Origin of the sequence: Streptomyces albipurpureus, from assembly GCF_023701525.1 — a bacterium.
GTDB lineage: Bacteria > Actinomycetota > Actinomycetes > Streptomycetales > Streptomycetaceae > Streptomyces > Streptomyces albipurpureus.
This window is the reverse complement of record NZ_JAMQAW010000061.1, coordinates 1-2,082: the sequence shown is the minus strand read 5'-3', so window position 1 is coordinate 2,082 and position 2,082 is coordinate 1. Positions and strand designations below refer to the sequence as shown.

At 59.9% G+C, this 2,082-nt stretch carries 2 protein-coding genes; both read left to right on the top strand.

The window, feature by feature from the left end:
- On the top strand, positions 1 to 1,322 hold a 1,322-nt coding region (locus tag NBG84_RS33700; RefSeq protein WP_250923480.1), incomplete at its 5' end, for a polymorphic toxin-type HINT domain-containing protein.
- A gap of 6 nt (positions 1,323 to 1,328) precedes the next feature.
- The gene (locus NBG84_RS33695; RefSeq protein ID WP_250923479.1) at positions 1,329 to 1,718 is read left to right on the top strand and encodes a hypothetical protein; all 390 of its coding nucleotides are present in this window, start codon (positions 1,329 to 1,331) and stop codon (positions 1,716 to 1,718) included.
- Positions 1,719 to 2,082 lie beyond the last annotated feature (364 nt).

Below are 2,082 nucleotides of genomic sequence, written 5' to 3'. Positions count from 1 at the left end.
TCGCCGACGCCCAGCAGATGCACGGGTACACCTACGGCAACAACAACCCTGTCGTCATCAGCGACCCCACAGGCCTCTACGGCGCATGGTGCGCCAACATCACCTGCGTCAACCAAACAGGCGGCCCGGGCACCGCACCCACCAGCTACCCGAAACCGACTCACACCAAGGGCAGCGGCGGCGGCGGAAGCGGCAAGAACAGCGGCGGAGGAAGCGGTGGGGGCGGCGGAGGACACAGCGGGAACGGTGGGGGCAGCGGCGGAGGAGGACACAGCGGCGGCAAGAAAAAGAGCAGCAAACCGGACCGCAACTGGGGCGAGTCAATCTACTACGGTGTCGGCGAAGTATTTTACGGAGCCATATCGACTGTTCCATACGCCGCAGAAATGGGCGGTTGGCTCGTCGATTCAGACTGCTGGAACGAAGGGGGCCCAGGCAGTCCCGGATGCGACTACGGCAGCCAATACGACAACTACATGGAAAGCCAAGGGTACGACACATCCAGTGCCGCCTACCAAATCCCCGGCCTTCTGGGAGCCCTCTTCGGCCGCAAGCCAGCAAAACCGGCAAAGCCAAAGCCAACCCGCTGCCCGAATTCCTTCCTCGCTGGCACCGACGTCCTCATGGCCGACGGCACAACGAAGAACATCGAGGACATAGAAGTCGGCAACACGGTCATCGCCACAAACCCCGAAACCGGTGAATCAGGACCGCGAAAAGTCACCCAACTCATCACCACCAAATCCGATAAAGCCGATAAGGGCCTCAATAGGCTGACCATCGCCACCGATGACGGCATCCAACCCCTGACCGCAACCAACGAACACCCCTTCTGGTCCCCCTCCGGAAGTCGCTGGCTCGACGCTGCCGACCTCGCAAAGGGCATGACCCTCCTCACGGACGACGGCGACACCGTCACCGTCACCGCGAACCGCCCCTTCACCAGGCACACCAAAACCTACAACCTGACCGTCGACGACCTGCACACGTACTATGTACTCGCAGGGCAGACGCCGGTACTCGTTCACAATTCCGGGCCGTGCGGGATTTCGACCCGTAACGAGAAGGCTGGTGATATCGGCAATTACACCGATGGGCAGAAGACCCGAGATCCGGCGTCACAGTGGTATCACGAGGAATTGAGTAATGACGAGCTCCTGGACGGGATCAACAATCCTGGCGACGGAGACGGAATCCTCGTCTCGCGTGACGGCAAGATTCTTGGAGGACATCATCGCAAGGATGAACTCCAAAGAAGGATCCAGGACGGACGCATCGACCCGGATACGGAAATACGCATTGATGTCTACGATCCGGAGTAGTGCCTCATGGCTCTGATTCATTCAACTGACCCTGACTTTCGGGTATGTCAGATCAGCTTCGAAACGCTGTTGGCGATCCAGCTGGAAGCAGAGGAGCGATCCTGGGCAACTCGGTGGTCCTCGGTGGACGCGCTCCGCAGTCAAGTCAAGGATGGCGCTGTCGTCCTCCAAACGCTGATGCGGGAGGAGCGAGGGGGTGCTGTGCGGGCGTACAGGTGCCTCGTGTTGTTCTCGTCCACAGACGGAAAGGAAGCTGGCGGAATTACCACGATCGATCTTGATCCGGCAAGGTTCGAATCGTTGGAACGGCTTGATCGTGACCCGGATGTCCGGAAGGCTCTTGTCCGAATGTTCTCCCTTGCGACAGGTGGGATTTCGATGCTCTCGAAGCAGTGATAGGTTCCGAGGGTTTCTGCGTTTGAACCTCTCCGACTCGATGGCGAGTTGGTCAGTTCAATGGAATTCGGGGATTCGAAATCTCAATCGGCTTCTCGTTCTTGAAGGGTCTCCGAATTGAAGAATCTTGAAGCACGGAGATTCTTCACTGTGGCCCGAACGCCTCTGGGCCCGCTGATGTTCAGCGGGCCCAGAGGCGTTTGACGGCAACGGTGACGGCAACGTCAGCGGACGACGGTTGCGGTGGGCGGGTCGTCCGGGGCGTCGGTCTGGCCGAGGATGCTGCCGAGGGTGTCGATCACCCAGTGCTTCGCCCTCGATGCACTGCGCCGGATCACCGAAGCCTGGACCAACACCGGCGAGG

Bases quoted from the DNA above. Each gene is read 5' to 3' on its own strand.
- NBG84_RS33695 (WP_250923479.1), top strand. From the start codon at position 1,329: ATGGCTCTGATTCATTCAACTGACCCTGACTTTCGGGTATGTCAGATC.